This is a genomic window from Enterococcus sp. FDAARGOS_553, from assembly GCF_003812305.1.
GTDB classification, from domain to species: Bacteria; Bacillota; Bacilli; order Lactobacillales; family Enterococcaceae; genus Enterococcus_D; species Enterococcus_D gallinarum.
Genome location: NZ_CP033740.1, coordinates 649,621 through 676,277 on the forward strand (window position 1 = coordinate 649,621; position 26,657 = coordinate 676,277).

Consider the following 26,657-nt stretch of genomic DNA (forward strand, 5'->3'; position numbering starts at 1 on the left):
CGATTAGCAAACAAGAGCGCACTCCCAAGTGGGAATGCGCTCTTGTTTACTTTAGTCGTCATTCATTAGGATTAATTTCCCTTTGCCAAGCTGGCTTGATGGTCCGCTTTGATTTGAGACAACAATTCTGGCTTTTGATAAAGATCTAATGCAGTCAATGCGAGTAATTCCGCTGCGATCGCAATCGAGTTCAGTCCTTTGGTACTACGAGCAGCCGCTTTAAATTCCTCGGAGTGACCAGCAATGTATTCATCCGAAATTGAGACAGTTGGCTGGATCGTGGGGATCACTTGGCTGACGTTTCCTACATCTGAAGAGCCTAAACTTGCTTTTGTTTCCACATCGATCTCTGCTTGGGGAACGCCAACTTCCTGAGTATGGGCAAAGAATAGTTCATCAAAACTTGGTGTTACGATCACATCGTCGACTGAATTCTGGAAGAGTCCAAATTCATAAGTCGTTCCTGTTGCTAAAGCTGCTCCTTTAACGATATTCTCCACTTTCTCATAGACTTCATCTAGTGTCGCCCGATTGGCTGCTCGTAAATAAAAACGTCCAGCTGCATATTCTGGAACAACATTCGCTGCCACACCACCATCAGTGATCACGCCATGAATGTTGACATCTTTCGGCAAATGAAGACGCAACCCATTGATCCCATTAAAAACTTGGATCAATGCCTCTAACGCATTAATGCCTTTCTCTGGTGCCGCTGCCGCATGGGATGCCCGACCATAAAATTTGATATCGACAGGATCATTAGCCAAAGATGCGGTGGTTTTGCCATAGCGATAAGCTGGATGCACGCACAATGCAGCATCGACATCCTCAAAAAATCCTTCACGCACAAAACTGCCCTTTGCTGAGCCATTTTCGCCCCCCTCTTCACCAGGAGTACCATAAACGCGGATTTCTCCTCCTAGTTCATCTACATAAGGTTGCAACGCACTAGCAGCCAATACAGAATAAGTTCCAAAGAGATTGTGCCCACAGGCATGACCGATGCCGGGCAGCGCATCATATTCTGCCAAAAAAGCTAATGTTGGTCCAGGTTTGCCGCTTTGATAACGGGCATCGAACCCTGTACGATGACCAGCCACTTCTTTTTCCACGGTGAATCCTTCTTTTTCTAATTGGGCAATCAGCGCATCTGCAGAATAAAATTCATAGTTGCTGACTTCTGGATGATCATGAATATCCAAAGCTAGTTCTTGGTATTCCGGTAAGCGTTGTGCGATAAATTCTTTAATAGAAGTTTTTACAGTTGTTGTCATATGATTTTCTCTCCCTTTAATATGGATAAATAAGTATGAATAGTCAGTGGTCTCACAGCTCCTGCCTCAGAAAGGTAGGCATTCTTGCTATACTCTTCTTTACTTCGCGCCAAATGTCTCCCAGGCTGGAACGCTAGAACCTTTCGATGTTTCTTCGATAACTTTCTTTGTTTCGTCCGTTTGATAAGCAGCAACAACTTTTTGATACACTTCGTTGTCTTGATCTTCTTTACGCGCAGCAATGATGTTCACGTATGGGCGAGCCGTTTCATCTACAGGCTCTAAGAAGATCGCATCTTCTGTCGGAACAAAGCCAGCATCCACAGCCATTCCGCTATTGATTACTGAAATATCAACATCTGATAATGCGCGGGCAGTTTGGGCAGCATCTAACTCAGAGATTTTCAACTTTTGATTGTTTTCAGTGATATCCGAAACGGTCGGCGTCTGGCCTGCTGCTTCATCAACTTTGATCAAGCCAGCGCTTTGTAGTAACAACAACGCACGGCCGCCATTGGTGACGTCATTTGGAATTGCTACTGTCGCGCCTTCTTTCAATTCCTTGATATCTTTCACCTTGTCTGAATAAATCCCTAGCGGCGCATTGACTGTATTGCCGATAGAAACAAGATCCGTTCCAAACTCTTTATTGTAATTGTCTAAAAAGAACTGGTGTTGAAAAGAATTTATATCGATAGAACCATCTGCCAACGCCGCATTCGGTTGATTATAATCAGAAAATTGAACATATTCTAAGTTGATACCTTCATCTTTCAAACGATCTTTGACATCATCCCAAACATCCGTGTCGGCACCGATCACTCCAAGTTTGACGGTTACTTCTTTCTCTTTTGTTCCAGCATTGCTATTGCTGCACCCAGTAATAAATAATAATGCCGCACCTACCACGATTGCTTTAAGTAATTTTTTCATTTTCTTCCTCCAATAGTTTCTACTTAATTTTATTTGTTTTTTTTGTCCTTTTTAGTGGCTGACTTTTTTAACCAACAGATTGCTGACAAATTGACTAAAAAAGACCAAAATTAAAATGATCAGTGTCGCCATGATGGTGACGTCGTTTTGGAAACGATTATAGCCGCGAGTGATCGCCAAGTTCCCTAAACCGCCAGCACCAACTGCACCAGCCATTGCGGTCAGTCCAATCACATTGATGATCGTTAAAGCAGAGACGCGAATGATCCCAGCCAACCCTTCGGGTAAATAGACCCGCACAATAATTCCCAATGGACTGGTTCCCATTGCTTCTGCCGCTTCAATAACCCCAGGATCAACTTCTAATAGGGCAATTTCGATTTGACGAGCAAAGAAAGGAATGATCCCTGCAATCAATGGAACCAAAGCAGCTGTTTCCCCAATCGTTGTTCCTACGATCAAACGAGTCGTCGTTCCTAACAAAGCCAATAGGATAATAAAAGGAATGGAACGTACGATGTTGATGATTTTATCCAAAAGTTCAAATAACCCGCGGCTTTCCAAAATACCTCCTGGTCGGGTCACGACAAGAACAATGCCCAAAATGATTCCTAAAATCCCTGCAATCAGTGCTGTCCAAAAGGTCATGTATAATGTTTGGATCGTTGCTTCTACAAATTCATCAGAGATAGCAACGACATTGGGAAAATACCGTTCAAAAAAAGTGCTCATCTAAAATCCTCCTTCAATCACGTTATTCAATGGTTCCGCGTGATTTTGCTTAATGATATTCGTGTAAACACCTTGATCCGCGAGAAAATCTAATGCTCGTTTACGCTGCCCATATTCCCCTGATAAACTAACGATCAAACTACCGATGGGAACATCTTGCAGAATCTCTACGTTTCCGTAGAGGATATTCGTCGTAACTTGATAACGACTAAACAATTGTGCGATCAATGGTTCATTGGTCTGATCCCCAACATAAGACAGTTCCACCAGCCATTCGTTGGCAGCCAATGAGGAGAATTTCGCACTGCCGAGAATCGTTTCCAGCGCTTGATCAATATGAGTAGCAGTCCGAATAAAGTCTTTTGTCAGCGGTTTTGCCGGCTGGCTAAAAATTTGAACACTCTTTCCTTGTTCAATGATCTCGCCATTTTCCATTACAGCGACTTTATTACAGATTTCTTTCACCACTTGCATCTCATGAGTGATAATGACGATCGTCAACCCTAATTTACGATTGAGTTTTTTCAATAATGCAAGTATCTGTAATGTTGTCTTAGGATCAAGTGCGCTAGTCGCCTCATCGCAGAGCAAGATCTCTGGGTCGTTGGCTAATGCTCGTGCGATGGCGACTCGCTGCTTTTGTCCCCCTGAAAGTTGACTAGGAAACGACCTTGCCTTTTCTTCCAGTCCAACCAAGGACAGCAATTCTGTCACTTTTTGACGACGTTCCTGTTTGGAGATTCCTGCATATTTCAAGGAAAAATCCACGTTGTCAAAGACATTCTGGCTATCCATCAAATTGAAATGCTGAAAGATCATTCCGATCGTTTTCCTTTTTTCTCTTAATGCTTTAGCCGGTAATGCGGTCAATTCAGTCTGATTGACTACGACACTCCCTGACGTTGGCCGCTGCAATAAATTGATTACGCGTACCAGGGTACTTTTACCCGCGCCGGAATAGCCGACGATCCCATAAACATCGCCTTTATCTACTTCTAGTGACACATTTTTGACCGCTTGGATCGTCTCCTTGTTTGGTTGTGTAAATGTCACCGATACATCCTTTAATGAAATCATTTTTTTCCTCCTTATTATCGCCGATTGATTAACTAGTTGATTTTTTGGGGATGATCAACTACGCTTCCTCCGGTCACCTACTACTGCTCATCATCTGCTCGTCTACTCTATGCTTCGCCTACAGTTGCTTCTAAGCTGACGCTAAGAAGAACTTGCATGGTCTTTGACCAATCGCAGTGATTCGGGGTGAGGTTACTACGCTCCCTCCGGTCGCCTAGTACTGTTCATCATCTGCTCGGGTCTTTGACCAATCGCAGTGATTCACAGCAAAAAGGCGTCCTCAAGCAAGCCAGTTATGGCTTGCTTGAGGACGCCTTTTTGCGTGTTACCACCTCAGTTTAAGCTATATTCACATATAGCTCCTCTTCGAGTACGATCATACTCTAGCAAGATAACGGATGCTGCCGTCGCCGCCTTGCATCATTGCTCGGGACGAATCACTCCTTGGCCATTTTCCAAAATTCGTTTCCTGCTTCTTTTCAGCTACCGAAGCTCTCTGTTTAGGAACATTCCTTTTGTACTTACCAATTCATCGTGTTGACTCTATTTTTTTATGCCGCTTTTTATTTTCAAAGATCGATGAAAACAAAAAAAGTCCTTTTACCAGCATCTGCTGATAAAAGGACGATCACTCGTGTTACCACCTTTTGTTCAGAAGGTTTCCCTTCCCTCAACCCAACGTCTATCAAGAAAATTCCATCAAGAGATTGGTGCTCCTTTTAACGGTAGAGCAGATTCCGTGATTGCCTACTTATCGACAATCAATCCTCCAAGGCCATTTTTCAACGTTTCAGACTTAACTCTTTCCACCAACCAGAGTCTCTCTTTAAAGTATCTACGATTACTTTCCTTATCAACGGATAGTTATTCTTGTTGAAATGTACTTTACCGGAAAAAGGATACCTTGTCAATCAGAAAACTATTTTTTTTCAGAATTTTTTGGCAATGCTAGAATCTGGGCATAGCGATCTTGCCAGATCCGCTCATACCAATGAATGATTTCAGCAGCTGACCAGCCTTCGGATGCATAAGTAGTCGTTGCTTGCTGATACAACACATTCTGATACCCTAATCCATGGGCAAATTTGATCGTGCCATCCATACAAAATTCAGTTTGCGCACCGATCCATTCGATGCTGCGAACATGGTGCTTTGTCAACAAGGACTGTAAGGAGGTATTGAAAAAGCTATTCGCATGAGTCTTGCGCAAAAACAAGTCGGTTGCTTGCACAGCCAAATCTGGATGTAAGAGCCATTCATCTGTTTGGTAGCCGAGTTCTTCTTCCTCATGCTGCACAAATAAAACGGGGCGTTGTGCATGACGGTAAGTTTGGATCCGCTGGTTGGCAAACAACAGCAGCGAATCGAGATGATCCAGTTTGGTGCCATTGTTTGAACACACGCCTTTTTGTAAATCAACGATGATCAGAATATCTTGCATCCACTTCTCCTTTAGTTTTGGTATAAGATTCCTTTATCAGCCAACAATTGCTTTGCTTGCTCTAACTCTGCTGCTTCTTGGTAGCGTAACGTATGGAGATGGATCCCATTGGTCAAATCAGAAAGCAGGTGGGCTTGTGAATGCTGGTATTTCCGCATAAAGTCTGCGACATCTTGTTCCGTTTTGATCCGCAGATTCCCTGTTAATTCCCCATAAATCTCATGCTCAACGATCACATCAATCACTTCGATTCCGCAAGAGACAAATGTCAACAATTCTTCTTCTGTTTGTTCCGGACGGTGTTGCACAGCAAGTTTGCTGACATGACCTGTCTCACTTGCAGCTTCTAAGCGGTAACCGCGAGCGGTAGCCACGATAGCCTCTCCTGCTGCTCGCAACAAGGCAATGTCACCAACGATGATTTGGCGGCTGACACCTAACTTACCCGCTAATTTACTAGCACTGATCGTTTTCTCGGCGGTCTGCAACTGCTTGATGATTGCTTCCCGTCGTGTTGCTCCATCCATCATTATCCCTCCAATTGATTCTTTTGATAAGTGCGAGAATGTTCCATGATCGACTCAAAGGTTACGACAATCGTTTCTTCGAAGGCTTTATTGGAAACGGACTGGCGAACATTGTTCAAAACAGCTTCTTCCCGAGATTCATCCAGAACTGCTGTCTGTTCCTGTTTTTTCCATTGGACGATTTCACTGACTGCTGTCATGCGTTTTTCTAATAATTCTGTCAGTTCTCGATCAATCGCATCGATCGTCTCCCGTTGATGATCGATAGCAGCAACGACTTCTGTCGTGCTTTTAGTTGCGGGAACGACATCTTTTGCGATCTCTTCGATGGTTTCACCAGATTCAATGGTTTTGATGATCCGAGCTGGATTTCCAGCGATCACCACGTTATCAGGGAACGATTTAGTCACGACACTTCCCGCACCAACGACCACGTTATCGCCTAAGCGAACACCTGGAAGGATAACTGCACCGCCACCGATCCAAGCATTGTCGCCAACTGTAATTGGTGCGCCATACTCAAGGCCACTATTACGCTTGACTGGATGCAATGGATGAGAAGCTGTAAAGAGACGAACATTTGGTGCTAGCATACAGTTATCACCAAAGGTAATGGGACAAACATCTAAAAAGATACAATCATAATTGGCATAGAAATTTTTTCCAACTGAAATATTATAGCCGTAATCAAAGCGGACATTCGGTTCGATATAGATACGGCCAGCCACTTGACCAAATGTCTCTTTTAGCAGTTGTTCTTTGATCATCGGTTCGGATTCCCGATTGATCAAGTGCATTTGTTCTCTGGCAAATTTGCGATCGGCAACTAATTCTGGATCTGGTGAAAAATACAATTCACCAGCAATCATTTTTTCTTTTTCTGTACGTTCTGTCATAATGTGCCTCCATACTCCTTTTCAATTTTAGTGTGAGAGTTTTGCAAAAACTGTTTCCCCACTTGCTAAAACTTGAGGAGTCGTATTTTGTTCAAGCATTGTTTGGTTGATGATCAAGCAATTCTGGCTATTTTGATACTGCAACAAACCAGCAAAAGGATAGACTTGTAATGAGGTGCCTACCACGACCACTAGCTGTGCATTGGCCACAGCGTTGATAGCTGCAGTAATTGTTTCTTCGCTGAAACCTTCTTCATACAAGACGATCGCTGGACGAATCTGTCCACCGCAATCGGCATGATGCCAGTCTGTCAAATAGGTTTGCCAAGGAACTTCTGCACCGCATTGACGGCAGTAACAGCGGTAAAGGGTTCCGTGGAAATCAATACGCTGCTGACTCCCCGCCTGTTGATGGAGGCCATCAATGTTTTGCGAGACTACCCAAACGTTCCGTTCTTGAGCGAACTCTGCCATCGTCTGATGGATCACATTGGGCTTTGCTTCAGGATGGTAGAGATGTTTGACAAATTGATAAAATTTATCCGGCTCTCTGACCATACAAGTATGACTCAACAGATATTCTGGCGCTTCAATGCCATGATAAATCCCTTTCAAAGAGCGGTAATCCGGAATACCGGAAGGGGTTGAAACGCCCGCTCCTGTCAAAAAAGTGATAGACTCGGCAGCTTGAATCTTTTCGACAGCTGTTTCAATCGATACTAACATTTTGCTGAACTCCTTCCGTGATTGTTCTACTTTTTAATAGTATACCTAATTTCCCCATTTTTTATAACCATCATCCGCGATTTTTCACAAACCTTCCCTTGAAAAAGCCTCAACAGGAAGGAAATCTTCACTTGGAATTTTCAGCTCATTTCATTGATTCTTTCATGACATTCTACAAAAAACGTGGTAAACTATTCACGAATCAAAGTGAGGTGAAATACATTGGTAGCATCTATTATTTATTGGGCAATGATCATCATCAGTTTCGGCTGGTTGGCAGTTAGCTTATACTTCTCTATTTTCTATTTATCTCGTAAAGAAAATGGAAATCTATGGGCGTTTGCTTTCTTAAATGTCATCACAGCAATCATTCAAGCACTCGTTCTATTGGTTTATCGTACATTAGGTCAAGACTGGGGCGTTACACAATACTCAAGTCTCATTTATTTAGCTCTAGGCTTATTACTAGGTCTGACAGTTATTCAAGCTGTCTTAGGCCGCGAACCAAAAGCCAAAGTTGCTTAAAGTAGCCGAAAGTAAAGAAAAGCAGTTCCCTTTTCCAAAGAAAAGAGACTGCTTTTTTTGTTGAAAAGAATTGACAAATCCACCTTTTTCTTCTACACTCGATTAAGTATCATAATCAAATACGAGTATCCTTTAACATTTAGGTAGAGGTCGCGAGGTTCATTAATCCTGCTGAGTGAAGCAACACGTCAAAAGCAGAGCTAGGGAACATCGCCGAAACAAACTGATTCTTGCTTGAATTATTTTGTTGGGACGCAAGTGAACAACTTGCGTACTGTCTTAGCTTGGCTAAGTTGCGCTATGTTTTGTGAAAGGTTTGTCGACGAAATTGTCAACAGCCGTTTTCCAATCATGGAGTACGGCTGTTTTTTTGTTACCTTTGCCTGTCTGTAGTGCCACTCGTGAAAGGAAAGAGAAAATGAAGAAAATGAATTGGTTTTGGGCATTTTTCGCCCTCTGTTTCACACTTGTCAATGTATCGATGACTGCTCATGCAGATGATCAAACTCCAGCTGATCAGTTTCGAGTGGGGATGGAAGCGGGTTATGCCCCTTTCAACTGGACCCAAACCACCGATGCCCATGGAGCGGTACCTATTTCTGGCGAGAAAGGGTCTGCCTATGCTGGCGGTTATGACGTTCAAATCGCGAAGAAAATCGCTGATGGTCTTGGCAAAGAATTAGTGATCGTCAAAACACAATGGGATGGCCTGGCACCTGCATTACAATCAGGGACCATTGATGCGGTAATCGCTGGGATGTCCCCTACAGCCGAACGACGGGAACAAATCGATTTTACCGATCCTTACTACGAATCGAACTTAGTCGTTGTCGTTCAAAAAGATGGTAAATTCGCAAATGCGAAAAGTTTAGCTGATTTGACAGGTGCAAAAATCACCGCCCAATTAAATACATTCCATTACACAGTGATCGATCAAATTCCAGAAGTACAAAAAGAACAAGCCATGAAAGATTTTTCTTCCATGCGCGTCGCGTTGGCTTCAGGCATCATTGACGGGTACGTCAGCGAACGTCCTGAAGGCGTCACTGCTACAGGGGCAAATCCTGATCTGAAGATGATCGAATTTGCCGAAGGTCAAGGTTTTGAAACCAACCCAGAGGATGTCCAAGTTGCCGTTGGTATGCGCAAAGGTGACCCCGATGTCCAAAAGGTCAACGAGATTCTAGCGACGATCCCTCAAAGTGAACGCACGAAACTCATGGATGCGGCTATCGAAGAGCAGCCTGCGGACACCAGCGGAGATTCAGCGAATCAAGGTCTGCTGGCCGATTTCAAAAAAATCATCGATGACTATGGTTCTCTATTTTTACGAGGGGCAGGATTGACGCTTTTCATTGCGATCGTTTCTACTGTCGTCGGATTATTGATTGGTCTATTAGTCGGTGTCTTTCGGACGCTGCCAGCTGCTGAAAATCCTGTAAGTCGCTTTTTCCAAAAATTGATCAATGCATTATTGACGATCTATATTGAAGTTTTCCGTGGCACACCAATGATGGTACAAGCTATGGTCATTTTTTATGGGACTGCTCTAGCATTTGGTGTTTCCATGAATCGTACGATTGCGGCATTATTGATCGTTTCTATCAATACAGGAGCCTATATGTCTGAAATCGTCCGTGGCGGGATCTTTGCAGTGGATGATGGTCAATTTGAAGCAGCACAAGCAATTGGAATGACTCACTGGCAAACGATGTTCAAAGTTGTCTTGCCACAAGTTATGCGAAATATCTTACCAGCAACAGGTAACGAAATCATCATCAATATCAAAGATACTGCCGTGTTGAGCGTAATCAGTGTCGCCGATCTTTTCTTCCAAGGAACATCGGCTGCCGGAACAAATTATCAATACTTCCAAACATTTGCGATCATCGGTGCAATCTATCTCGTTTTGACAATCTCTGCGACTCAAATTTTACGTTTTGTTGAACGCAAAATGGATGGTCCTAGTTCTTATGTCAAACTAGAAGATATCAACCCAGAATAAGGAGGAAGACAGATGTCAGCAATTATCGAAATCGATCATTTAAAGAAAAGTTTTGGCGACAATGTCGTTTTGAAAGACATTAGTCTTTCGGTCAATAAAGGTGAAGTCGTAACGATTATCGGCTCCTCCGGTTCAGGGAAATCCACACTGCTTCGGTGTATCAATCTTTTAGAAAAGCCAACCAGTGGAAAAATCATTTATATGGGCGAAAATGTCCTAGAAAAAGGATACAGCTTACCAAACTATCGGACTCATTTAGGGATGGTGTTCCAGTCCTTCAACCTTTTTAATAACATGGATGTTCTGGAAAATTGTGTCACGGGCCAAGTCACTGTTCTAAAAAGAAATCGCGCCGAAGCAGAAAAAATTGCTCGGGAGAATTTGGAAAAAGTCGGCATGAGCCGCTACGTCAAAGCAAAACCGGCTCAATTATCTGGTGGACAAAAGCAACGGGTAGCCATTGCCCGGGCATTGTCAATGGATCCTGATGTGATGTTATTCGATGAACCAACTTCAGCTCTTGATCCAGAGATGGTCGGAGAAGTTTTGAAAACGATGAATGCGTTAGCTCATACTGGGCTGACTATGGTCATCGTGACCCATGAGATGGGCTTTGCTAAAGAAGTCTCTGACCGAGTGATCTTCATGGACAAAGGTGTGATCGCTGAAGAAGGCACACCAGAAGAAATCTTTATCCATCCAAAAGAACAGCGGACGAAAGAATTTCTATCGCGGGTACTTAATTGATCCTGTGCTGAACTAGGGTACAAGTTGCAGACAAAATGATTTAGACGAACAGTCAGTGCCTTCCTGTCTTACGAGAGGGCATTGCTTGTCCTTACCGAATCATCTTCTTGTCGCTTGTTCCCTGGTTTCTTTTTTTGGCCTTGGTCAACTAAGAGTTGCTATTTGATCATTTTTTTGTTATTTTTTTTAAAACTAGAGAACTATAGGAGTAAGTTGATATGAAGAAAAAGTTACGTATTCAAGACTATTTGTATGTTGGTTCTATGTTGTTTGGTCTATTTTTTGGTGCGGGAAATTTGATTTTCCCAGTGCATATGGGACAAGAAGCTGGTAGTAATGTAGCCCTTGCCAATTTAGGTTTCTTAGTGACCGGAATTGGGTTACCATTCTTAGGCGTTATCGCATTTGGTCTTTCCCAAAGTACGGGTGTCTTCGAATTAGCTTCACGGATCAACCGCCGTTATGCCATTATTTTCACTGTGTTGCTTTATTTAGTGATTGGTCCTTTTTTTGCACTCCCTCGGTTAGCCACAACTTCCTTTGAGATCGGACTTGTACCCTTTGTTTCCCAAGATCTCCAAGCACCCTTGTTGGCCGTATTTTCACTATTATTCTTTGGGGCTGCGTGGTGGTTCTCACGCAAGCCTAGTAAGATATTGGATTACGTAGGAAAATTCTTGAATCCCCTCTTTTTGGTATTGCTTGGCTTACTTTTAGTCTTTGCTTTTACGCAGCCAATGGGTACAATCCAAGAGGCGCCTGTTTCTCCGCTTTACCAAGAACACGCCTTCTTCACCGGCTTCACAAATGGGTACAATACGTTGGATGCACTAGCCTCATTAGCCTTTGGCATCATTATTGTGACTGCGATCCGTAACATGGGTATCACGAAACCTTCCGAAATCGCGAAAGATACGATTCTTTCTGGCTCTATCAGTATCTTTCTGATGGGGATCATCTACACATTGCTTTCCTACATGGGAGCGATGAGCCTAGGAAAATTTGCGATCAGTGCCAATGGTGGGATCACTTTAGCACAAGTAGCCAACCATTACTTAGGCCGCTCTGGAAGTCTGCTCTTAGCATTGATCGTCATTTTAGCTTGTTTGAAAACTGCGATCGGATTGATCACCGCATTTGCCGAAACCTTTGCAGAATTGTTTCCTGCAAGAAGCTACTTGTTTTTCAGTGCTGTTGCCAGCATTCTACCGGCGATCTTTGCAAATATCGGTCTGACGAAAATCATTGAGTTTTCAACTCCTGTTCTGATGTTTGTCTATCCGCTGGCCATTACATTGATTTTGTTGGCGATCATTAGTCCATTGTTCCAGCATCGTGCCAGTGTGTACCGTATGACCACTTATTTCACCCTGGTGGCAGCCGTTATTGACGGATTAAATGCTTGCCCGGCATTGATTAGAGACACTGCTGTCGTTCAGCAGTTATTGAAATTTGCAGAGCAATACTTGCCGTTCTTCAAAATCGGCATGGGTTGGCTGGCACCTGCAATCATCGGTTTCATCATAGGTCTCGTTTGGGCTTGGTGCAAAAAAGAACCGAAATCCGTCAAAAATCATTAATTCATTAAAAATGACCTACCATTTTTGAAAGGTAGGCCATTTTTTTTGATAAAAGACTGACAGTTGAAACAAAAACAGGTACAATAGACCCATTAAAGGAGGATATTTATGTTTTACGAAGAACTTATGATGGATCCGCAAACGTTGATCAAATTTAAATTATTCCGGCGCATGCTTACTTTACAAAATCCAAATCATCCAATCGCGCAATTAGCCAAAGAAATGGACTTGAGCTATCAGCAAACATTCATTGAGTTGACTGAGATCGATCAAGATTTACACGAGTTGACCCCGGATCACTTGTCAATACTTGGACGTGGTGGCAAGCTGCAGCCCCAAAATATTGCGGCAACGATTGATGAGTACCGGTTTTATCTTTTGAACAAGAGCGTACCATTCTTATATGTTCTTTATATGCTGAATGAAGAAAATCCTACCATTACGGATTTTTGCAAGAAATATGATGTCAGCCGTTCAACAGTATCCCGAAAATTCGAACATCTAAAAAACCATTTGAAGCAGTTTCAATTGCGTTTTACTTATACAGAATCGAATCTCGTTGGCGACGAGCGCTTAGTGCGTCTTTCCTTATTCAATATCATTTGGTTAGGCGTCCGGGGGATCAAATGGCCTTTTGCCGTTTCTGAGTCTGATGCAGAAGCTTTCGTCGATGAGTTTGCTAGCTATTTTCCTATCTCTCGTTCTTATCTAGGGAAGCTAGAGTTAAAATATTTTGCTGCGTTGGTCCTTTTACGCATTAGAAAAGCGAATTTTGCAAAATACGACCGCCGTTATAATTTTTTGATGAAAAACAATCGCTATTATGATTTCAATCGCTTGCGTACCACGTTGACTGCCGATACTGAATTAACAGAAAAACAGCTTAAAGGAGAATCAAGTTTTATCTATTTGCTCTCCCAAATGCTACCCTTCTACTTGTCTGAGGAAGATCCTTCCTTGCAACAAACATTGACATTCTATACGACTAAACAGAATCCGATCTATCCGTTAGTTTCTGATTTCCTTGCCCAAATGAAACAGACCTATTTTGCTGGACAGCAGGAACTTTTAGATGATCCTATCTTGATTGGTAATCTAATCAATGCGACCTTTGGCAACTACGTCTTTCGACAACCGTTTCCTAATATTTACCGGCTGCTCACCCTTTCCATGGGACATGGTCTGCCACAGGAACAATTGCATCAGCATATCGATCAATTCTTTACCGACTATCGCTCTTCCAATAATGTAGACTATATCAATGACACCAATCAAGAACAGTTAGCAGCGATGTTTACTCACGTCTTGTTACCATTCTATGATAAGATCCGCTACGCCAATCGGCTGCATGTCGGTGTCGTTTTGGAAGACAACTTTTTACTTGTCCAATCCTTGAATCAATTTCTGCAAGACCTGACCTTTGTGCAAGCGGATCCTTATGATCCGCAATTGAAGGAACCCTATGATTTAGTGATTAGTTCCAATCAATTGATGAAAAAAATGAACCCAACGATGGCAACTTATCTATGGGATTATGCAGCTGCTGATGCTCAATACATCGATCTTTATCGTACGTTGAAAAAATACTTCAATGAAAAAAATCAGCACGTGTAACCGAATCGTTATCTTTTCTTAAGAACTTCCGAAAACTTTTGTCACAGAATATTCATATTTAGTTAGTATAGTATAAGCATACCAACAAACAACCCTAACACTTTTTCATTTTTAACTCCTTCCCGCCGGCCACCCACCGGCGGGTAATTTTTTGTCTCTTTTTCTCTAGAAAGCAATCTTTAAAACTTTCCAAGCTTTTCTCCACAAAAAATTCACATTTGCCGACTATAGTATAAGCATACCAACAAACAACCCTAACTAACACTTTTCATTTTTAACTCCTAGCCTGTCAGCCACCCACTGACAGGCTCCTTTTTTTGTAAAATTCCTTTCTGTAGTACAATCAATACAAAAAGGGGAGCTTTATGACAAACACCATTGAAACGGTTGATCAGTATATTGCTGGCTTTCCGGATCATTCCACTGTATTGCAGGAGGTCCGAAATTTGATCAAAACAGTCCTGCCGGATGCCGAAGAGCGGATTCGTTATCAGATGCCAACCTATTTCCAAACAGAGAATATCGTCCACTTTGCCTGTGCAAAAGAGCACATAGGATTTTATCCAACACCCTCTGCCATTCTTGCTTTTGAAAAAGAATGGCAGTCTTATAAGACCAGTAAAGGAACAATCCGTTTTTCGTTTACAGAACCTATTCCTTATGATTTGATTGCTCGAATAACCGCTTGGCGTTTGCAAGAAGTTTTAGCGAAAACAACTACCGATTAACTAAAAAAGTGTAACAAAAAAGTCTGTGAGTGTAATAAAACAACGTCCTAAGATCAGCTTGATTGCTTCTTCCGCCTACATGGCTGCTATCTGCTGTTTTGGTCTCTTGTTTTACTTACGTCACAGACTTTTTTTACTTTTCGGGCCGCGTTGCTTTGACCTTTAATGTGCTGACCTTTAAAACGCTGGCTAAAGGGATCATACGAATTTGTTGCCGATCACTTTGCAGTTTCAAAACGACTTGTTCTTTCGCAACCGTTTTTCCAACGATCCAACCGGTAACGGTTTCAAAATTGCCAACCTTCTCGGTTTTCACTTGTAAGACGACCAGATGTTTGTCACTGGCCGCTTTTTGCAAAATTTGCCGAATCTCATTGATCTTTTCAGTTTGATTTTTTTTATCGGCATTGTCACTGAAGAAAGTATCCAACAAGGTTGTCGAAGTCATGACAATCAACTTGCCCAGCTGTCTGATGGGAGATGATTTCTTTTCCATTGGTCTTTCCTTTCTGCTAACAGCAGCGGGTTTCTCTAAAACCGCACATACGTTCTCGTTTATTGCTTTTATTTTAACAAATTTTGAGGAAAAAACAAGCGAACATTCCCTTTATTGGGCAGCATTTTTTACTTTTTCTATCCAAAGGGGCAGTCCTGCTTGAATCAAGCGGTATGTTTGGTTGAAATCTCCTGTGTAATAAGGATCTGGAATATCTTCTCCCTCTCCAGGAACGACACTTAAGTACGTGTAAAGCTTATGCTGCATACCTGCTGGAGCCATTGCTGAAAGGTCCTCATAATTGTTACGATCCATGCCAATGATCCAGTCATAGGTTTCAAAATCCTCAGAAGTGATCTTGCGGGAAACCATGTTCTGCCAAGAAATCCCCGCATCTGCTAATAGTTGACGAGTTCCTTGATGAGGCGGATTACCCGCTTCCCATGAACTAGTGGCTGCTGAATCGATCTGCCAAGGCAATTGACGTTCTGCTATTGCTTGCTTGAAAAGCCCTTCTGCCATCGGTGAACGACAAATATTTCCTAAACAGACAAATAAAACTTTCGTCATGATTATTGCTCCTCTTTTTGATAAATTTGATAAGAAAAAAATTCCACATCTTTTGCCAAGCGAAAGAGTTGGGTCGCGATTTCTAATGGCATTTCCGGAAAATCATCACGAATCCAAGTTTCTAAGATTCCACTACAGCCATAAGAAAAGAAACGGCTGTAAAAAGCAATGTCTTGTTGCGACAATTGTTGCTCTTCATCGACTTCATCAAACAAGCGCTGAAATAAAGGCTCCGTAATTTGATAAAACTCACTCATCAGAATATCCCGGTCATAAGTAACAGATTTCCGATAGAAGGTTCCGTTTTGCCGCATCGCCTTCAACATTTTCAAAGCTGCTTCTTCCCAATTGTCTAGCGAAATGTTTTCAGATGTTAGATAAATCAGCGCATCTGTTTTGTAGATCCAACGAATCAATGCTTTTTTATCCGGGAAATGATAATAAAAGGTTTGTCGATTGATCTGGGCCATCTCAGCCAGCTCTTGAATGCTGATTTTGTTTAATTCTTTTGTCTCACAAAGTTCAACGAATGTTTGACCAATGACTGCTTTGGTTTGATTCCCTTCTGCCATGGTACACCTCTTTTTCAAATTCTCTCCTTATCATACCAAATTTCCAACTAAAAAAGTATTCTTGCAGAAAAAATCCCAGCTATTTCACTAGCTGGGATCAAAAAAAGAGCTGAAAACAATTTCAGCTCTTTTTTTAATAATGCAATCCTTCACGTCCCAATCGGTTGGGTGAACTTATTTCTCAAATTTTTTTTTCAAAAATTCTCTGCGGATGCCCACGACTTTCTCGGTAAAGTTGACCCAATCCACTGGACGCGGCGGCGCCAGCCACAAAATATGATTGATCCCCATTGCCCCATAAAAAGGCATGTTTGAAAGAGTCAGATGAGTCTTTTCATCCGGAAAACTTTGAAACTGAATATTCAAATCGAGAATCTTTTCAATATTGTTGCGAATCATTTGATTATACGAACGACCATAAGAAAAATCGACACATACATAGAGAGGAACAGATATTTCTTTTAATGGGATCGTTGAGATCAATAAAATCAGATAGCGAAAGAATAGAAATTCCTTGTTGTTCCACAAAATGGGTCGGTTCCGGTTAGCTTCAAGGTAATTCCGACAAAAAGCCACATATTCAGGGTATGTTTGCAGGAAATAAGTGACGTCCAAATGTTGATACTCGCATCGCGAACTGAAAGAAAATGAAAGCAGTTGGTAATGAATGTTCGTCAATTCAGTTGTAAGCAGTGCTAGAAGCTCTTGGGAAAGAGCAAAACGACCACTAAGTTCTGTATAGAAATGTTCATTTAATTGGGTGATATAATGATTTTGATCAATGTAGCGGTCATTTTCTACTAACCAGCCTTCTACGATCAGAAACCGCAATATCTCCTTTGCTTCCCGCTCTAAGGTAGTCAGGCTCACCGTAGGCAAGATCTTCGCCAGCCAGTCTTTCAGCTCTTCAATGATTCGTAAGTGTTCAGCATTGATCAAACCATCCTCAACTGTATTTTGCAGAAAATGACCATTGCACATTCGGGTAATAATGATTCCTAAGTATTGTTCTTTGCGGATCTGCATTCGGGCAGATTGCTGAGGGTTCAACCAGCCTTGACTATTAAGCGCATCGAAAGTCTTTCTTTTTGTTTCGATTTCTTTCGGAAAAACCGACTGATTCAAATAGTATTCTTTCATAAAAAACAATAATATGAATTCCCTTATTTCATTTTCTTCACCGATCAATCGAAATTCCTTCGTCACCTCAATGTCATAATCATTAAGGATCTGCTTGAATTGTTTAAATTCTTTATACACAGGCGTATGGCTTAAAAAATGGTTCGTAGCGAATTCATAAAGTGAAGACAGTTGTTCAAAAAAACATTCTTTCAGCATGGAAAATTTCAGTGACTGGTCCAAATAATAGGTCAAGACGTTATCAGAGGTTGCCAAACCAGAAGCATTTAATTTGATCACGGTCCCATCAGTCACAATACCAAACTCTTCATCCAATCCAAATTCATAAAAGTCCGTGTTTAATTCTTGAACGGTCTTGTTGATCAAAAATTCGGACATTGTCAGATTATCCATCAATGCCTCTTTTGTCTCGGATAAAGAAACCGCATTTTCCAAGTATTGAAGCAGCACCAATTTTCGCTTATCCGCTTTATTCAAAAATGTCAAAAACATGCGTTTTCAGGCCTCCATCATTCTTTTGCCCATAAAGGACACTTCCGGTAAATAAATAGCACAAGCTTGTAAGATAAGACGGCTGATCATTGCCATCACCACCTGAATCATCGTCTGGCATTGCTAAGTCGACCGACAGACTATTTGCAAGGAAGATATCTTCCACCGTCACGCGTTTTGCCAGCTGCTTGCCATCAGCCAAAAACGGTTTTGTTAGATTCAGTAACGGCTGTTCCTTTTGACTGTTTTCTTTTGATTTGGGTTCTTCCTTAGGCGATGCTGGTTCTGCTGCTTTTGGTGTCTTCTCATCAACAGGCGCCTCGTTGATTTCTGGAGGGTCTTTCGGAACGATTTCTTCTGAAGGATTCAGCGGATTATAGATGGTAGCGAATACGACCTGTTCGGTAACAAGGTCGATCATTCCGATAATAATACAGGCTCCTAAAACAAAGCCAAATTTGCGTTTCATTGATTATTTCACCGCCTTAACATAGTTCTATCTGGCATCTCACTTGGGCCTCTCCTCACGTACCATCAATAATCGATGAATCTATCAAAGACAGCCCCACACCATTAGGTGTAGCTGAAAAAGCCAGCTGTTCTTACTTGCTGCTAACTTGTTGTCCTAACTGGAGATCTTTCTCCATAAGACTTACTTTGAGAAACAGGAAAGAAAATGATTCCGCAATGAATCGGCTATCGCTCATCACTTTTCAAAACCAGTTACTCTCCTTCATTCTTTTTCTGACGATGCCAAACAATCAGAAATGCAATGATCACCAAGAGGAGTCCAATCAATAAATATTGCCACGTATGATCTTCTTCGATAGTGACATCTTTCCGATTGAGGTCTCGCGCAACATCGCCAGCCACTGTAAACTCTTTTTTAAATTCCCATCTGTATAAATATCTTTCTTCCTCATCACCATTCTTGACTTTATATTGTCCTTCATCGCTTTTTCCGCTGTAGGCAACAGATTTCAGCAGGTAAGTACCTGCTTCAAGCTTTTGTCCTTCTAATGAGATGGGATAAGAAAAATGGGAATTTGGTGCCATCTGCATACCAGAAGTATCAGAAGAATAGCGGCTGTCGTTTTGCCCTTTTTTAGTGACATCGTTGATCAAACAAAATGAATTCAAATAGGCAGCGGTCGGATTTTGAAAAGTCACATTGATTACATTGCGGGCATTCACTTGATCAGGTTCGACGGCTAACAACTTCAAATCTGGAACGATTTCATCCGTTGTTTGTCTCAACAAAATTGCGACGACATAGGCATATTCATTTTTGATCGCTAATCCTTGATCCTCGGACTGATCAGAGGCTTCTTCCTGCTTTTCTTTTAATGTCAGTCCACCGGAAATCACGCCTTTAAATGATTCTGAAGGCATGCTTACTTTTAAAGGCAAAGTCACTTGAGACTGTTTGGGAATCGTGATGGTCTCTGCGATGTCTACCAAATCCTTCAAATTGTGCGTTAAGGTTTCATCAGGTTCGATATCATTTTGACCATACTCAACAACGCCGTTTAGATTGGTGGTTGCCGAAGCGATCTTCGGCTCAATCACTACGTCCTTATCCGTATCATTTCTTAATAGAACCTCCACCGTTTGAACAGCACCTGGTGACATCTTCAAATCAAAATAAGTCTTAGATTTGTCTATTTGGTTCTCTGGTATGACTGAATTTACTGCAAAATTGAATTCAGAGGCCATGCCTCTTACCGAAATAAAAAAGAAAAGACTTGCCAAAACCAGTATAATGAGCTGTTTACTTTTTTTCATGATGGATTTTCCCTCTCTATCTATGTACCACCCTTACGTATCAAAACCTTACACTTAAAGGGACTGGTTGCTATGGATTTGTCGGGGTATCAGTTAGCAGCCAGGTAAATGTGGTACTGTACTTCACGGCATATTTCGTTGTTGAACCAGGCACTTCTAATTCAATACTATCTACTGCTGCGAATAAACTGTCACCCCAGCTCATAAGATAAGTACCGGCTCCTTCCCCTTTTTGGGCACTCATGACTAATGATTCAGCCCCATTGGGATCCAGGGTAATCGTGCTTTTAAAATTAGAAGGTTTTGGGGATTCGGATGGTGTAACGATCGTCCCGTTAGTCAAGCGAATTTGAGCTGCTTTTAATTCTTGGTCTTTCCCTGTTTTAAATTGGCCATTTTGTTTGACATGCAACGTCCAGCCGCTTTCCGTTCCTCGGTTATCTGTGACTTGTACAAAATTTGGTCCTTCTTGTTCTGCACCTGCTGCATCCTCATATTTTTGCAATGAGGCATGGTAGACTTCCGTTTTTGAAGTGATTTTTTGCATGCCAAAATACAAACTGGAGGCAAAGTCGATCGATAACGGTCCGTTGGTTCCTGGTTCAGGTTTGCCATCTGGCGTGGTGGGATCGACTGGTTTGATTGGATTGTCTGGATCTGGGTCTATTGGACTGATTGGATCCGTTGGCTCCGTGTTTGGTTCAAAGACAATTTGACCATTTGAATGATAAGCTGCCACTTCTGCTGCTTGAGCAGTGATCGTGCTCGTCATTCCCAATCCTACGAATACTGCTGCGGTTACTATTTTTTTCACTTTTCTGCCCCTTCTTATTCAGTCTCTGGTACATTTTTGAGGTACCAAGTCAAGGTTGTTCGATATTCTTTGGCTAATTTAACCGAACGACCAGGAATGTTTAATTTTACAGCTGCCGCTCCTTCTGATGCATCAGCACCAAAGCGATAGATCCAAGTCCCCATCCCTTTGCCTGCCGGGACATTCACCAAGTTCATTTCACTATTGGGAACAAATGTGTGATTCTCTACTACTGTTGGTGCATACTGCTTATCTGTCACAGAAATTGCTGTTCCGGAAGAAATTGATAATGAAGCCCCTGCTAGCACTTCACTCTGTGCTGTCTTAAATTGACCGTTCTGTATGACGCTAAGAGACCAGCCTTCTTGAGTCCCCCGTTTATCTGTGACTTGCACATAATTCGGACCTGCTAAACTTGAAGTGAACTCTTGCAGTTTTGCATAGTAATCCATTGTTTCTGATGTGATCTTTTGATTGCCAAATTGGAAACTGGAGGCAAAATCAATTGACAACGGCCCAGCAGTTCCTGGATTTGGTCCCATTGGATCCGTGGGATCGACCGGGTCGACTGGTTTTTCCGGATCGGTAGGGTCGACTGGTTTAGTGAGATCATTATCCGTTTCAAAAATAATTGCCCCATTTGATGTATACTCTGCTGCAACTGCGGTGATCGGCAAGATTATTGAACTAAGGATGACGATACCCATCGTTATTAAACTCTTTTTCATTTCATTTGCTCCTTTTTGATAAAATACCTAGTGCTGCCAACAAGCAACCCCCATCGCGAGTTAACTGGAAGAGTCAGAACCCGTTGTGGGTAAGATTTTATGTCCTTGTTGGTCGAATGGCTGATTTCTCAGTACTTTCGCCTATGGTCTTGGATTTTTTGCTGGATATTCCTAAACGCCATAAAATGACGTTCCGCCATTGCTGTCATCCGCGCCTATTTCAGCAGCTAAGGTAGTTGCCAAAAACAAGAATAATCAGCCGAGCAAACTTGCATTAATGACTATTTTTATCTTTACTCTTCTGCCTTTTATGGATTGCCTGGAGCAGATACTAGTTGCCAGGATAACGTTCCGCTATATTCGCCTATTTTTTGCTTTTCTACCGGAACAACTAATTTAAGACCTTTATTCGCTGTTTCTCCCCATTCTTGATTCACATGATAGTCGCCGTTTTCGGTCAATTGCGTCTCTTCAACGATAATTTCCCCATTTGTTAGTAATTGCTCTTCCCCATTTTTTACAAAGAACAACGTATTTTCTAAATGATCTGTCCCATTACTCAAGCTCTGCTGTTCTTTCACAGTGAGCCGCCAAGGACTTCGTTCAGATCCTCGTGTATCTTTGACAATCAAATCTCCTTGAATGTCAGGCCAATACGTTTGAGTGGTGGTAGTGATTTTTTGTGCCCCAAAATCGATAGTTGTCGGTACACTGCTCAAGGTCAACTCACCAGCGATCGCCACATTCACTGTTTTTTCAGCAGTTTGCCCATTTTCGGTGAAATGATACGTAGTTGTGACATTTTTTAGCAGCTCTTCTTCGCTTGTTTGCTGGATCGATTCGAGTGCTTCTGGTGCAACTTGCGGCAACTGCTCGTCTCGACCATCAGCAAAAATCGTTGCGGCTTCCGTATATGCTGCTAAATCAGCTTGATTCGTGATAGCCGTTGCTTCCCCTAAAGTTAAGCGGCTATCTTTGGCAAAGACAGCGAATTGCCGATTGCTTGCCAAGGCACTCTCATTTTTCACGACTACCAGATTGACTGCTTGTTCTACAGATGATTGATTTGCTGCTCCTGCTTTGAATGAAACAAGATGCTTGCGAGAAGTTGCTGACCCCAATGGTTTTTGAATCTCTGCTATTGCTTCTTCCGTCAGACTATCTGTAAAGAATGGGCGTCCTTGTGCCTGCAAATAGTCCAGTGCATCTTCTTTAGTGAGGTTCTCAGCTTCTTGTTCTGTAATGATTGCGTTCTGAGCACGAAGTTCAGCTTGATTCGAGTAAGAAACCTTCACTTGATAGCTGTATTCACCATCGGGAATCTGCCAATCGACTGGATCTGAAGACGATTGTTCTGGGATTGTTTCTGTCGCACTAGCAACTTTGCTTGACTGGATCTGTCCAGCATAAAACCAAGAACCTTTATTCTGGGTTTCTGGTGTAAAGGTCAGTATCGGTAAATTTGACCCAGTATACGGAATAAGCAGCCGCCCTTTTTGAACCTGGATGCCAGCAATATCTGTTCCCCATGCTTGAATCACAAGTGGCGCATTATTTTCTTTAACGCCTGTCACGTCATGAGTGATTGAACCTTGCCCATCAGCGATACCGGGCATTTCGACTTCATAGTCGATCACTGAACCAGGAATCGCAATTCCGTAGCCATTGACTCCCGTCACATCATTGTCCCCAATGAATGTTTTACCAGTCGCTTTTTCGATGCCGCTAAAAGTGATCGGCGTGATCGGCGTCGCATTGTTTGCAACTGGATTGATAGTCAATACTTGGTAGCTTGTGACTTCTCCAAACCAAGTGCCCTGACTTTTTGCTCGTGCTGCAGCATCATTCTCCGTATTTTTGATCCAAGTCAAATGATCTTTTTTTGAATCTGGCACTTCAAAATCGGAAAGGTTGATCCGACCAGTACCCGGAGGAGATTCAATGGTTGCCTCATCTTCGATGGTTAACTTACTGCCTGAAATCATGTTGTTTGCTGAAGAAATTCCAATACCGGCATTTTTCGACAGCTGGATCGTCCCAAACTGGTGATAAGTCGTACTATGGTTGGCCGCTGTAGCTGAGCGCCCATTTTTTATATCCCCACCGGTAGCCATCAATGTCAATCCGTTAGTCACAGTTAATTCGGTAAAATTCACGAGACCTAATCCTGTCATAGATATGGGCTCATCTTGGTAAGCATTGGTTCCATCTACATTCTCGCCAAAATTCATTTTGACTTGATTGGTGCTGTTAGCAACGATTGCATTGGTGAAATTGTCCGTTGCATTTCCGCCAGAGATCCCATTGATACTTTTCGCCCCTTGAATACGCATCTCTACATCGCGCAAAATCTGATTAGAGGAAATATTCGAGTAATAGGTGGTATATAAATTACCAATACTGGAATCTTCCGCTTGAATGTTCATCATGATCTTGCCGCTTCTCGTATTGCTAGCAGTTCGGCCGCCATCCCCATAAATCGTGGCACCGTTCAAGACATCCGATCCTGGTTTTGTATAGATGTTCAGCGTAATCGTATTGGATGTATCTGTTCCGACAATATTTGTACTGTTGAATGGATTTCCGCCAGAAATATTGGTCCCGCTAGGCAGCTTAAACTCACCGTCATAATTTCTTAAATCCAATGTTAAACTTGCATTTCCCAATAGTCTGCCATTATTAGTCACACCGCCAGAAAAACCATTAGAGCCAGTTCGTGGGGTACCGGAAAAGTTCCCGCCGAAAATCCGATTATTCGAATTTCCGTTGATCGTATGAGAACTGGAATCTCCGTATGAAGCCCCTAGAGAGGCATTGATCACCCCATCATAAACCGTTACTGCCACGTTCCCACCAATCAAGAGATCGTTCCAGCCGCCGCCAGACAAGAACCAATCCACTTGTCCGTTATTGACTGTCGTTTCACCATTACCATAGACTCTTCTACCGGTATAGCCAGTACCTTCAAGGGTGTCTACGATCCCTGAGTTCAATGTATTCGATGCATTTCCTTCAATAACTCCAGAGAAAGAGCCGCCATAGGTCCAGCGAGCAACCGTATTATTTAGAATTGTTTTAGTATTCCCTTTGATGTAGATATTCCAGGTAGTTCCCGGATCTCCCCCACCGCCGACAATATCCCAGCCAGATAGTTCCCCTCGATTTTTGGTTGTTGTGGAATAAGCAAGGTTGGTCGGTTTTGATCCTTTATAAGCAATACCGTCTCCACCTGGACTGCCATCTGCTGTAATCGACCCCACTTCAATCGTGGTATTCCCATCAATATAACCGCCGCGACCTGCAGCTGTAGTATATGTTGCACCATTTGAAAAAGAACCGCTGACCAGATGGGAGGTAATATTGCCGTATACTTTGAAACTTGCTCCCGCTTCTGCTAATTGAGCCCGTTGTGCGGGAGTATAATTGTCGTAAGTCGTTGTATTCGAAGCTCCCATCGAACTTTGTGAGAGCGTGCTGACATTGTTCCCGCCGCCGCCATTGAAATCACCGATCCCACCGACACTAGCGCTAGGACCCGCTTTGACCGTATTTACGATGTTTCCATTGATTGTGCCAGAGTATCGATTACCACCTTCAAAAGTTGCCCGGCCTGTAGAATAGAGACTCGAATCAAGATTCGTTACGATGGCATCTTTAGCAGGTTCCGAGCCAATATTTCCATAATAGGAACCGCCGATAAAACGATTGGCTGTCCCAGTCCAGCCTCCACTACCGGAAACAGTGCTGTTGATTCTACCGTCGATCGTTCCATACTGAACCCCTCCGACAAACGTTCCCAACCGAAAATTGGCATTTTTCGTAGCAATCGTCGTTTCAACATTCCCAGTCACATTGGCTGCATTTGTAGCACTTGATCCAACACCACCGCCATAATAGTTTGTCAATGTGCCATTCAATTGCTTGATCGCTACTTTTGTATTGCCATCGATCGTTCCAACATTGGCTCCCCCTGCAATGGTACTTATCCCAGAGACGGTATTGTTTACGTTGATCGTTACATTCCCCTTCAACGTTCCGCCGCTTTGGTTGCCCCCATAAATATTCCAAGTACCTGAACCCGTGTTATTCACATGGATCGTCGGATTGCCTTCCAGATCCCCACTGTTTGTGCCACCATATATCGTAAAGCCATTTCCAACGGCACCCCCATTGAGGAAAAGACTGTGCCCGTTCATGTAAATCGTCGATCCCCTATAGTCGATATTGCGAAACACGATATCCGAGCCAAAATAATTATTCGTTGAGAAATCAACCCGTCGACTGCCTGAAGCCAATGTTGTCGCATCTGTGATGGGATCGTTAGCATGACCAGTTAATATCAAGCGACTAACTTTCCCTTGTAATGCATAAAACGTGATATTGCTACTGTCTACTGTGCTTGGTATTGTTTTGGCTGTCAGATCAGCCGGTAAAGTCAAGGTACCCCCTGATCCGACATACAAAGCAAACTCACCGCCATTGCCATTTTGATACATATCAAACAAGGCTTGCCGAAAGCCATCGACACTATTTGCATACTCAGCGTAAGTTTCCCCATCGCCTGCAGGACTTGGAACGGCAACAAGTCGTGAAGGATCTGCACTTGCAATAATATCTTTGATGGACAGGTCTACTAAGGAACCGCTAGACCGGACACTCACGCCCTGTTTAAAAACTGCTAGCAGGATCTGATCATGATCTAGGTCCACGTTTTGCAATGCTTCATTACTATAAATTTTTCCTTCTAGCTGCCAGCCTTCAAAGGATGCCGGATTTTTAAAGGAAGGAATGTCCGTTGCTGTAAGACGTTCCCCTTTTTTCTTGCTGATTTGAAGGCTTGTTTCTCCTGTTTCCAACAAACGCCCTTCAGCACTTTTGAAGGTTATCGTCAGTTCTTCTGACTCTTGTGAAGAACTAGTAACAGATTCTTGGGAATGAGATTCAGATGCTGAATGTGCTGGCGATTCATCCGATTCTGCTGTTTCAGTCGCTTCAGATGTTTCGTTTGTTTCGTTATCCTGACTTGCGGTACCTTCACTGCTTTCACTGCTACTTTCTCTGTTACTCGTGATACTTTCCTTATTATCTATATCGCTAAGCTTTTCTAACTCGTTTAAAGTATCCGTTGTTTCACTTTTTTGCGCGATACTTTCTGCATGTGCAACTACCTCTGTATATGAAAAACAAGGAGAAGATACTAATAGAAAAACAAGAAAATTGGTTAAAAAACGATTCACTTTATCCCTCCTGACTGA

Annotated in this window: 23 protein-coding genes, 1 riboswitch and 2 other annotated features; of the genes, 6 read left to right on the forward strand and 17 right to left on the reverse strand. The window is 42.5% G+C overall.

The features are described from left to right. Nucleotides 1–71 precede the first annotated feature (71 nt). The 8 genes from EGX73_RS03435 to EGX73_RS03470 form a co-directional block, all read right to left on the reverse strand. On the reverse strand, nucleotides 72–1,274 hold the full coding sequence (locus tag EGX73_RS03435; protein ID WP_003128138.1) for a M20 family metallopeptidase: 1,203 nt from the start codon (nucleotides 1,272–1,274) through the stop codon (nucleotides 72–74). A gap of 99 nt (nucleotides 1,275–1,373) precedes the next feature. Continuing rightward, nucleotides 1,374–2,207: a MetQ/NlpA family ABC transporter substrate-binding protein gene (locus tag EGX73_RS03440; RefSeq protein WP_003128136.1), complete on the reverse strand. Its 834-nt coding sequence runs from the start codon at nucleotides 2,205–2,207 to the stop codon at nucleotides 1,374–1,376. A 51-nt stretch (nucleotides 2,208–2,258) separates the two neighbouring features. Beyond that, nucleotides 2,259–2,939: a methionine ABC transporter permease gene (locus tag EGX73_RS03445; RefSeq protein ID WP_003128135.1), complete on the reverse strand. Its 681-nt coding sequence runs from the start codon at nucleotides 2,937–2,939 to the stop codon at nucleotides 2,259–2,261. Continuing rightward, on the reverse strand, nucleotides 2,940–4,016 hold the full coding sequence (locus EGX73_RS03450) for a methionine ABC transporter ATP-binding protein (RefSeq protein ID WP_003128134.1): 1,077 nt from the start codon (nucleotides 4,014–4,016) through the stop codon (nucleotides 2,940–2,942). Nucleotides 4,017–4,319: 303 nt separating this feature from the next. Beyond that, nucleotides 4,320–4,558 (reverse strand) — a binding site (T-box leader). 75 nt (nucleotides 4,559–4,633) lie between these two features. After that, nucleotides 4,634–4,882 (reverse strand) — a binding site (T-box leader). Between the two features lie 53 nt (nucleotides 4,883–4,935). Continuing rightward, nucleotides 4,936–5,457 carry an isochorismatase family protein gene (locus EGX73_RS03455; RefSeq protein WP_003128133.1) on the reverse strand — a complete coding sequence of 174 codons (522 nt, stop codon included), beginning with the start codon at nucleotides 5,455–5,457 and terminating at the stop codon, nucleotides 4,936–4,938. 11 nt (nucleotides 5,458–5,468) lie between these two features. Then, nucleotides 5,469–5,987: a transcription repressor NadR gene (locus EGX73_RS03460; protein WP_172956407.1), complete on the reverse strand. Its 519-nt coding sequence runs from the start codon at nucleotides 5,985–5,987 to the stop codon at nucleotides 5,469–5,471. Next, the gene (locus tag EGX73_RS03465; RefSeq protein WP_003128131.1) at nucleotides 5,987–6,880 is read right to left on the reverse strand and encodes a chorismate mutase; all 894 of its coding nucleotides are present in this window, start codon (nucleotides 6,878–6,880) and stop codon (nucleotides 5,987–5,989) included. The genes EGX73_RS03460 and EGX73_RS03465 overlap by 1 nt, the downstream gene beginning before the upstream one ends. A gap of 27 nt (nucleotides 6,881–6,907) precedes the next feature. Next, entirely contained in the window at nucleotides 6,908–7,606 is a 699-nt protein-coding gene (locus EGX73_RS03470; RefSeq protein WP_003128130.1) for an NAD-dependent protein deacylase, read from the reverse strand. A gap of 222 nt (nucleotides 7,607–7,828) precedes the next feature. Between EGX73_RS03470 and EGX73_RS03475 the strand changes: the two genes are divergently transcribed. The 6 genes from EGX73_RS03475 (at nucleotide 7,829) to EGX73_RS03505 (ending at nucleotide 14,805) form a co-directional block, all read left to right on the forward strand. Next, entirely contained in the window at nucleotides 7,829–8,131 is a 303-nt protein-coding gene (locus EGX73_RS03475; protein WP_003128127.1) for a hypothetical protein, read from the forward strand. Nucleotides 8,132–8,267: 136 nt separating this feature from the next. Next, nucleotides 8,268–8,440, forward strand: a riboswitch (Lysine riboswitch). Between the two features lie 109 nt (nucleotides 8,441–8,549). Next, nucleotides 8,550–10,136, forward strand: coding sequence for an ABC transporter permease subunit (locus EGX73_RS03485; protein WP_003128126.1), 1,587 nt, complete (start codon nucleotides 8,550–8,552; stop codon nucleotides 10,134–10,136). Between the two features lie 12 nt (nucleotides 10,137–10,148). Beyond that, nucleotides 10,149–10,883, forward strand: coding sequence for an amino acid ABC transporter ATP-binding protein (locus tag EGX73_RS03490; RefSeq protein ID WP_003128125.1), 735 nt, complete (start codon nucleotides 10,149–10,151; stop codon nucleotides 10,881–10,883). 218 nt (nucleotides 10,884–11,101) lie between these two features. Then, entirely contained in the window at nucleotides 11,102–12,463 is a 1,362-nt protein-coding gene (gene brnQ / locus EGX73_RS03495; protein WP_029486291.1) for a branched-chain amino acid transport system II carrier protein, read from the forward strand. 108 nt (nucleotides 12,464–12,571) lie between these two features. Beyond that, nucleotides 12,572–14,077 carry a helix-turn-helix domain-containing protein gene (locus tag EGX73_RS03500; protein WP_029486290.1) on the forward strand — a complete coding sequence of 502 codons (1,506 nt, stop codon included), beginning with the start codon at nucleotides 12,572–12,574 and terminating at the stop codon, nucleotides 14,075–14,077. Nucleotides 14,078–14,442: 365 nt separating this feature from the next. Further along, complete coding sequence (locus EGX73_RS03505) at nucleotides 14,443–14,805, forward strand: iron chaperone (RefSeq protein WP_003128121.1); 363 nt, start codon at nucleotides 14,443–14,445, stop codon at nucleotides 14,803–14,805. Between the two features lie 133 nt (nucleotides 14,806–14,938). Here the strand turns inward: EGX73_RS03505 and EGX73_RS03510 are convergent, their stop codons facing one another. The 9 genes from EGX73_RS03510 to EGX73_RS03550 form a co-directional block, all read right to left on the reverse strand. After that, nucleotides 14,939–15,301 (reverse strand): hypothetical protein, encoded by a 363-nt coding sequence (locus EGX73_RS03510; protein ID WP_003128119.1) that lies wholly within the window; start codon nucleotides 15,299–15,301, stop codon nucleotides 14,939–14,941. 111 nt (nucleotides 15,302–15,412) lie between these two features. Next, nucleotides 15,413–15,871, reverse strand: coding sequence for a low molecular weight protein-tyrosine-phosphatase (locus EGX73_RS03515; RefSeq protein ID WP_003128117.1), 459 nt, complete (start codon nucleotides 15,869–15,871; stop codon nucleotides 15,413–15,415). 2 nt (nucleotides 15,872–15,873) lie between these two features. Next, nucleotides 15,874–16,443, reverse strand: coding sequence for a TetR/AcrR family transcriptional regulator (locus EGX73_RS03520; RefSeq protein ID WP_003128116.1), 570 nt, complete (start codon nucleotides 16,441–16,443; stop codon nucleotides 15,874–15,876). A 174-nt stretch (nucleotides 16,444–16,617) separates the two neighbouring features. Continuing rightward, nucleotides 16,618–18,075, reverse strand: a complete 1,458-nt coding sequence (locus EGX73_RS03525) for a helix-turn-helix domain-containing protein (protein ID WP_029486289.1) — start codon at nucleotides 18,073–18,075, stop codon at nucleotides 16,618–16,620. Continuing rightward, nucleotides 18,053–18,544: a hypothetical protein gene (locus EGX73_RS03530; protein WP_003128114.1), complete on the reverse strand. Its 492-nt coding sequence runs from the start codon at nucleotides 18,542–18,544 to the stop codon at nucleotides 18,053–18,055. Before EGX73_RS03530 ends, EGX73_RS03525 begins: the two co-directional genes overlap by 23 nt. 254 nt (nucleotides 18,545–18,798) lie before the next feature. Beyond that, nucleotides 18,799–19,860 carry a DUF916 and DUF3324 domain-containing protein gene (locus tag EGX73_RS03535; protein ID WP_123866737.1) on the reverse strand — a complete coding sequence of 354 codons (1,062 nt, stop codon included), beginning with the start codon at nucleotides 19,858–19,860 and terminating at the stop codon, nucleotides 18,799–18,801. A 70-nt stretch (nucleotides 19,861–19,930) separates the two neighbouring features. Further along, nucleotides 19,931–20,632, reverse strand: a complete 702-nt coding sequence (locus EGX73_RS03540) for a WxL domain-containing protein (protein ID WP_123867078.1) — start codon at nucleotides 20,630–20,632, stop codon at nucleotides 19,931–19,933. Between the two features lie 56 nt (nucleotides 20,633–20,688). After that, complete coding sequence (locus EGX73_RS03545; protein WP_021150589.1) at nucleotides 20,689–21,402, reverse strand: WxL domain-containing protein; 714 nt, start codon at nucleotides 21,400–21,402, stop codon at nucleotides 20,689–20,691. Nucleotides 21,403–21,710: 308 nt separating this feature from the next. Further along, complete coding sequence (locus EGX73_RS03550; RefSeq protein WP_021150590.1) at nucleotides 21,711–26,639, reverse strand: hypothetical protein; 4,929 nt, start codon at nucleotides 26,637–26,639, stop codon at nucleotides 21,711–21,713. Between the last annotated feature and the right edge of the window lie 18 nt (nucleotides 26,640–26,657).

Bases quoted from the DNA above. Each gene is read 5' to 3' on its own strand.
- EGX73_RS03435 (WP_003128138.1), bottom strand. From the start codon at position 1,274: ATGACAACAACTGTAAAAACTTCTATTAAAGAATTTATCGCACAACGC.
- EGX73_RS03440 (WP_003128136.1), bottom strand. From the start codon at position 2,207: ATGAAAAAATTACTTAAAGCAATCGTGGTAGGTGCGGCATTATTATTT.
- EGX73_RS03445 (WP_003128135.1), bottom strand. From the start codon at position 2,939: ATGAGCACTTTTTTTGAACGGTATTTTCCCAATGTCGTTGCTATCTCT.
- EGX73_RS03450 (WP_003128134.1), bottom strand. From the start codon at position 4,016: ATGATTTCATTAAAGGATGTATCGGTGACATTTACACAACCAAACAAG.
- EGX73_RS03455 (WP_003128133.1), bottom strand. From the start codon at position 5,457: ATGCAAGATATTCTGATCATCGTTGATTTACAAAAAGGCGTGTGTTCA.
- EGX73_RS03460 (WP_172956407.1), bottom strand. From the start codon at position 5,987: ATGATGGATGGAGCAACACGACGGGAAGCAATCATCAAGCAGTTGCAG.
- EGX73_RS03465 (WP_003128131.1), bottom strand. From the start codon at position 6,880: ATGACAGAACGTACAGAAAAAGAAAAAATGATTGCTGGTGAATTGTAT.
- EGX73_RS03470 (WP_003128130.1), bottom strand. From the start codon at position 7,606: ATGTTAGTATCGATTGAAACAGCTGTCGAAAAGATTCAAGCTGCCGAG.
- EGX73_RS03485 (WP_003128126.1), top strand. From the start codon at position 8,550: ATGAAGAAAATGAATTGGTTTTGGGCATTTTTCGCCCTCTGTTTCACA.
- EGX73_RS03490 (WP_003128125.1), top strand. From the start codon at position 10,149: ATGTCAGCAATTATCGAAATCGATCATTTAAAGAAAAGTTTTGGCGAC.
- brnQ (WP_029486291.1), top strand. From the start codon at position 11,102: ATGAAGAAAAAGTTACGTATTCAAGACTATTTGTATGTTGGTTCTATG.
- EGX73_RS03500 (WP_029486290.1), top strand. From the start codon at position 12,572: ATGTTTTACGAAGAACTTATGATGGATCCGCAAACGTTGATCAAATTT.
- EGX73_RS03505 (WP_003128121.1), top strand. From the start codon at position 14,443: ATGACAAACACCATTGAAACGGTTGATCAGTATATTGCTGGCTTTCCG.
- EGX73_RS03510 (WP_003128119.1), bottom strand. From the start codon at position 15,301: ATGGAAAAGAAATCATCTCCCATCAGACAGCTGGGCAAGTTGATTGTC.
- EGX73_RS03515 (WP_003128117.1), bottom strand. From the start codon at position 15,871: ATGACGAAAGTTTTATTTGTCTGTTTAGGAAATATTTGTCGTTCACCG.
- EGX73_RS03520 (WP_003128116.1), bottom strand. From the start codon at position 16,443: ATGGCAGAAGGGAATCAAACCAAAGCAGTCATTGGTCAAACATTCGTT.
- EGX73_RS03525 (WP_029486289.1), bottom strand. From the start codon at position 18,075: ATGTTTTTGACATTTTTGAATAAAGCGGATAAGCGAAAATTGGTGCTG.
- EGX73_RS03530 (WP_003128114.1), bottom strand. From the start codon at position 18,544: ATGAAACGCAAATTTGGCTTTGTTTTAGGAGCCTGTATTATTATCGGA.
- EGX73_RS03535 (WP_123866737.1), bottom strand. From the start codon at position 19,860: ATGAAAAAAAGTAAACAGCTCATTATACTGGTTTTGGCAAGTCTTTTC.
- EGX73_RS03540 (WP_123867078.1), bottom strand. From the start codon at position 20,632: ATGACGAGCACGATCACTGCTCAAGCAGCAGAAGTGGCAGCTTATCAT.
- EGX73_RS03545 (WP_021150589.1), bottom strand. From the start codon at position 21,402: ATGAAAAAGAGTTTAATAACGATGGGTATCGTCATCCTTAGTTCAATA.